Annotated in this window: 6 protein-coding genes; 1 reads left to right on the top strand and 5 read right to left on the bottom strand. The window is 25.3% G+C overall.

Translation table 11 applies throughout. The annotated features are described in order from the left end of the window. Positions 1 to 340: 340 nt before the first annotated feature. Positions 341 to 862 carry a hypothetical protein gene (locus H8S10_RS17555; protein ID WP_186839719.1) on the top strand — a complete coding sequence of 174 codons (522 nt, stop codon included), beginning with the start codon at positions 341 to 343 and terminating at the stop codon, positions 860 to 862. A gap of 195 nt (positions 863 to 1,057) precedes the next feature. Here the strand turns inward: H8S10_RS17555 and H8S10_RS17560 are convergent, their stop codons facing one another. From H8S10_RS17560 to H8S10_RS17580, 5 genes are all read right to left on the bottom strand, one after another. Next, positions 1,058 to 1,534 (bottom strand): hypothetical protein, encoded by a 477-nt coding sequence (locus H8S10_RS17560; protein ID WP_186839720.1) that lies wholly within the window; start codon positions 1,532 to 1,534, stop codon positions 1,058 to 1,060. 66 nt (positions 1,535 to 1,600) lie between these two features. After that, positions 1,601 to 3,592: a molybdopterin-dependent oxidoreductase gene (locus H8S10_RS17565; protein WP_186839721.1), complete on the bottom strand. Its 1,992-nt coding sequence runs from the start codon at positions 3,590 to 3,592 to the stop codon at positions 1,601 to 1,603. Between the two features lie 54 nt (positions 3,593 to 3,646). Beyond that, entirely contained in the window at positions 3,647 to 4,585 is a 939-nt protein-coding gene (locus H8S10_RS17570) for an SAM-dependent methyltransferase (protein ID WP_186839722.1), read from the bottom strand. A 172-nt stretch (positions 4,586 to 4,757) separates the two neighbouring features. Then, positions 4,758 to 4,952 carry a hypothetical protein gene (locus H8S10_RS17575; RefSeq protein WP_186839723.1) on the bottom strand — a complete coding sequence of 65 codons (195 nt, stop codon included), beginning with the start codon at positions 4,950 to 4,952 and terminating at the stop codon, positions 4,758 to 4,760. A gap of 68 nt (positions 4,953 to 5,020) precedes the next feature. Then, the gene (locus H8S10_RS17580; protein ID WP_186839724.1) at positions 5,021 to 6,355 is read right to left on the bottom strand and encodes a nucleobase:cation symporter-2 family protein; all 1,335 of its coding nucleotides are present in this window, start codon (positions 6,353 to 6,355) and stop codon (positions 5,021 to 5,023) included. Positions 6,356 to 6,715 lie beyond the last annotated feature (360 nt).

A 6,715-nucleotide genomic window follows, 5' to 3' on the forward strand; every position in this document is an offset into this window, starting at 1 on the left:
ATCAATTTTATTGTAGGTTTGTTTACCATACAATAAAAAATTCAAACTTATATAATTTTCAAAGAGCGAGCAATTCTATGAAAAATCAAGCTATTTTTTCATATCAACTTAACAGATTCGATTTAATGTACATCAATATAATAGATACGTTTACATAGTGTTTTATATGCATATATAGATAATAAAATTCAAATATATACACATATATATTACCATTAATTTACAAATAAATAAACTAAAAAACTTTTCCATAAATCCCTCATTAAATTAATAAATTTATATCATAAATTTTATTTAACTTAATAAATATTATATAGAGTGAAATATAAGGAGTGATTTTATGGAGAACTTGTTATATACATCATCACCTATGGATGTAATAAATTATATTAAAACCATAAACAAAAACTATGAGATTTGGATTGATTTCAAAGATGAAATAAAGTATATAGATCCCGAAGGAATGATAATAAAACAAAATATAGTAGACCCTATTAAAATTACTTATTCTAATATAAATCCAATATTTAAAATATATAGAAGAACTAAAAATTGTTGTATTTTAAAAATTATTATACCTGAATTCACAATAACATTTCCTAATTTACACAATCTTACTTATACCTTTTTAGAGAATAGTTTAGATTTACATTTAAACTTACTTCATTTTACTGTTGAATATTCTGATATAGATAGTTATTTTGATAATGGATTAGAACAATATTTAAAGAGAACAGTAGATTCAATATTGCATCAACAATTTATATCTGATAATGGCTATACATTAAAATGTAGCAATTATACTACTTATGTATATAGTGTTATTCAGAGTAATAAAAAGAGAAAAAATAATTTATCATAAATTACTTAACAAAAGTATAAAAAAGAAAATGTGCTATCCAATAATTTGAATAGCACATTTCTTAATTAACTTTTAATTAATAATCAATAGCATTGAAACGTAGTTTAACTATATAGTGTTCCAACCTACATAGTTACTATATATACTATACCATATTTTCAATTAAAATAAAGATTTATTTTTACTATTATATAGTTATTTTAAATTTGATATTGTTATATTTGCTAAATTTAAATTTAATGTAATTTCTTTATTTATTAATTTAACACTTTCGATATATAAATCATTTATATGAACATTTTGACTTTCATCACAAATACTATTTAATATCTTTTCTAGTTCAATTTTAAATGTGTTACTGTCATATGTTATTCCATCAATAGAAGTTATTGAATTTATAATAAGATTCATAGATTTTTTTACTAAAGGATTAGTAATATCTTTTTTTGCTAGTTTAAAATCTACTACTTTAATGTAAACTATATTATTATTAACTGGTAATAGTGCTAGCTTAGCTTCAAAATCAACATTTAGTCCTACTACCCTATATGACCCACCAATAATTATATTATCAGTAATTTCTACTTTGTTTATAGTAACTTTATCTAATAACTTACATATGCTTAATATATCATCTTTTGATAATGTCCATACTAAATTTTTAAATTTCATATAATATCACCTCTCTATCTATATATATTTATTTATAAACAGTTTGTAATATTATATAAAAATAATTTAAATTTTTTCTATTTGTATAAAGGTTTCATTGTAGGTAACTTGTCCACCAATATCAGAGATTTCTGATACTGTTATAAAGTTTGGATTACCATGTTTTTCCCACCAACCTACGTACATCATAGCAATGTTATCAGCAATAGATTCATCAATACTTACTTCTGCTTTTATCGATCCATTTTCAGATTTTAATTTTACAACTTCTTTATCATAAACAAAAATATTATTTGCCATTTTTTTATTTATGTATACTTTAGAAATAGATTTTTTATCCATCATATGCTGGCTAAAAAGCGTCTCTTTACTATGATTTGTTAAAAGTCTAAAATTATTTTTATTATTAACTGTAAATGCTTCTGGTTTTATATCAATTTCGAACTTTCCTGAAGATGTTAAAAATTTATTGTCACTCCACGGTATACTATCCTGTAAGGTTACATATGAATTTTTAATTTTATCTAAGCTAATATCTTTATAATACTCTTTAAGAGGAGCAATAACCTTATTTAAATACTCTTTTTTAGATACATTAGGATAATCTATCAAATTAAGCTTTTTTGCTAACTCTCTAAAAAAATAATACTCATCCATAAATTTATTCTTTGGTTCAATAATTTTTTCATTATAAATTATATATGGATTCATCATTGAACTAAATAATAAGTCTTCACTTTCTAAACTACTTGTAGTAGGAATAAACAAATCACATACTTGAGCAGTATCCGTCATAAAAATATCAAAACAAACTTTAAACTCTATTTTAGAAAATGCTTTTTTTAGATTATTCAAGTCAGGTAGTTGATTTAATAAATTACTCTTGGTAATTACAGCCATCTTTAATGATTCTCTATACTCCTCACTTAAATCATCACTATTTTTAGAATAAATATTTTCTCTATAAGTATCATTATGATTTATAGTATCATTTATAAAGTCTGCTAAGTGACTTGTATAAAAATATGTATTATTAGCATAATTATAGCTTTTATACGGATCAGTATCTAAAACAGATGCAAAAGTCTTATTTGCATAGTTTACACCACCGCCTGATACCCCAATTTGACCTGTAATAGCACCTAATATATCAATTGCTCTAATTGTATTTCCACCGTTACTATATTTTTGTAACCCATAACCTAGTAAAATAGTAGAATATTTATCTGTGTATATATTAGCTAATTTCTCTATTTCTTCTAAAGAAACACCAGATTTTTTAACAAGATCTAAATACTTAAGTGATTTCAAATAAGATCTATATCTATCAAATCCATTTACATAACTCTCTACATAATTCAAATCACATAAATTATTTTCAACTATATATTTTCCTATAGCAAGTGCTAGTGCACAATCTCCACCTGGATTTACTCTTATATACTTGTCAGAAATTTTAGCCGTATCTGTATATATTGGATCAATAACAATTATCTTGCTACCATTTGCTTTGGCCTTCTTTATCATTTGCATTGTGTGAATAGTAGTATTTGCAGGATTTTTACCCCATATAAATATGTTATTACTGTTAATCATATCTTCTAATGAATGACTTTTAGAATTTCCAAAATCAAGTTTTTGTGCTGCAATTCCAGCACTCCAACAAGGTCCCCCTTTACTTTTAGATACTCCTCCATAGAAATTAAAAAATATATCTCCAATACTTTTTAGTAAAGATCCGTTGCCATATTGTTCATAATACATAATAGATCTTGTAGAATATTTTTCTTTATAAAAAGATAATTTTTCAGATAGAATATCTAATGCTTCTTCAAAATTAATCTCTTTCCATTTACCATTTACTTTAATTAAAGGACTATATATTCTCTTTGGATGATTTAATCTTTCTAAATGAGCTAATCCTTTTTTACATATGAATCCTTTTGTATATGGATGCTCCTTATCCCCTTGAATTTTTATATTATTACCATCTTTATAAACATTAAACTTACAACAATCAGCACAATCTAAAGTACAACCATGGCTAAATTTCTTCATCTAAACACACCTTTACTATTTTAAAATTTTTATAACTCTAATTTTATCGTATTATTATTGACTATTAACTACAATTGTTATATACCTTGTAAACCTATTTTTAACAATTGTACCTTTATCTATAACTTTAAAACCTTCTTGCATAAGTTCTTTATCCATATCTTCAAAACTTATTAAAATCACTTTTTCTGCAATCTTTCTACTGGTCTTAATAATTTTAACTTGCTCTTCATAAGTTATAGGGGAAAATATCCCATAAGGTATATCAATTATAGCTATATCGTATTTTTCTTTTAAGTTATGCATATCATTACAAATAATAATATCTCTATCATATCCAAAGAACTCAATATTATTTCTTGCATTATGAGCTATTTGCTTACTTATTTCAATACCTTTAATATCTATACCCAAGTCAAGTCCCTCTAAAACAACTGTACCAATACCACAACATGGATCTATAACTTTACTATCTAGATTATTTTGAACTGCTATGTTTATTATTGCTCTAGCCATTTTTAAACTTAATCCGTTAGAATAGGAGTGAGGCATTTTATCAAACCGTTGCCAAGATAAATCATTCTTTTCATATTCTCCAAATATATAGTTATTATTAATTTTTGTAATAGCTAAGTTTACCTTAGGATTATGTATGTCAGGAAATCCTATTATTACAAATCCAATATCTTTTACTGCTTGTAATCTTTGATTATAATCTATACCATCATAATCCGACTTAATATAATTTACTTTAAAGTCGTTATAAGCAATTTTATTATCTCTTATATGCTCTACTATATTATCTATATCTATTGATGAATAAATAATTGATATTTTATGTTTAATAAAAGCACTCCTTGATGGTTTTATATTCACTTTAGAATAAATATATTTTTCCTTTGGTACATTGCCAAATATATATTTCATTTCCATATCGCATAAGCTTTTCTCATAGTCTTGATAATTTATTATATATAAGTACTCTTTTATCATCGAGTTTCTCCTCACTTAATTTAATAATGAAAACTCTTTCTACTATAGTAAAATGAGTACATTTTAATATTTTCATTTGTATATTGTACCATAAAACAATAGATTTACTAATATAAATAAGAAATAATATAATGAAAAGCCTCTAAATCTAATTTGATTCAAAGGCTTTTTATTATTTATATAAATTATCTTCTATTATCTTATTTGCAATTAATCCTATGTTTACTTCTTTTATATCCATATATACATCAATAATTCTATCAACTAAAGTTACTTCAACATAATTTACAACTTCACCGTTCTCATCTGTATATGTTATTATGTCGTAAGTTATTATCTCATCTTTAAGCGCTTTTTTAGAAATCATCTTTTTCCTCCTATGTTTTATATTTATTGATTATATCATAAAAACCATAAAAAATAATATATAGTTTTTTATTTTTCTATATTTAAAATATCTTTAGGTAAAATTAAATTCAATACTGTTGCAGTTACAAATCCTCCAACAATAGCTTGTCCAAACATACTTTGGAACCATGATGGTAAATGTTGCATAACTTCTGGAAAGTTACTTAATCCTAAACCTACTGCACAAGATGCAGCTACAATAAGACCACTTCTCTCTGATATCTTTCCTTCTTCTATTAATAAATTAAGACCACTTATACTTATCATAGCAAACATTAATAATACTGCTCCTCCTAGAACACAATTAGGAATTGAAGCAACTATGGCCCCTAATTTTGGAATAAATGAACATAGAATTAGAAATATAGCACCAGTCATTAATACAAATCTGTTAACTATCTTAGTCATAGCTACTAATCCAACATTTTGACTAAATGATGTATTTGGCATAATACCAAATAATGTTGCTACAGCTGAACCAAAACCATCAGCATGAACAGCTCCTTCTAACTCATTATCAGTTATATCTCTTCCTAATCCACCTACAGCTATACCTGTATTATCACCGATAGTTTCTACTGTAGTTGCTAGATAAACTAGTAAATATGGTATTATGGCTTCAATTTTGAAAGTATAACTTAAACCTTCGATCATAAATATTGGCTTTGGTATTGAAAACCATGCTGCTTCAGCTACACCTGTGAAATCAACCATACCGAAAACTACAGCAATTATATATCCTACTATTACTCCTATTAATATTGATGAAATACTCCAAAATCCTTTAGCAAATTGTTTTAAAGCAATTATAACTAAAAATACAATTAAACCGATTACAATATTGGCTATACTACCAAAACTCGGATCACTCTGTAATCCTACACCTCCACCTATAAATTGAATTCCTACCGGAATTAATGATATGCCTAATATTAAAACAACTGTTCCTGTAACAACATGAGGTAATATTTTTCTAAGAGGTTTTATAATAAATCCAAGTAAAAATTCCATTATAGCCCCTAATAATGATGCCCCCATAATTGCGCTATAACCAAATTGTGTTCCTACACTAATACTTACTGGTATAAATCCTGAGCTTGTTCCCATTACAACAGGCAAGCCTGAACCTATTTTCCATATAGGATATAATTGAATTAATGTTATAAGTCCAGCTACAAACATAGCATTTTGCAATAAGATAACCTTTACATTAGTGTTAATATTTAATACGCCAGTAACAACAAGTAAAGGTGCTAAATTACCAGCATACATTGCTAGTACATGCTGCATCCCGAGAGGAATTGCATCCTGCAGAGGTACTCTTCCCTCTAATCGATACATATTCTCTTTTTTACAATTCATTTACCTCTCCCCCTTAATATTTTTACATAATAAATTTAATTTATATTTATGTATAATATAATTAATATTAATATGTTCCACTATTTATACATAGGAATTATGGTATTTGTTTTATAAATTAATATAATATTACTATATAATAACTTAACTTAAATTAAACAAAAAAGGGGCTGTCTCTGAAATGATTTTTAAAATCATTTCAGTAGACGGTCTTTTTATTTTTTATTCATATATTTATATGAAATTATTTCTAAATGAACAAGTTTTTTGACACGACAAATAGGAGGTTATAAGCCTCCTATTCTCTGTAAAAATATACCTTTACGCTATTTTCTTTTCATGCAATAATATACCATTTCT

Source organism: Clostridium sp. NSJ-49, from assembly GCF_014287725.1.
Classification (GTDB): Bacteria; Bacillota; Clostridia; order Clostridiales; family Clostridiaceae; genus Clostridium; species Clostridium disporicum_B.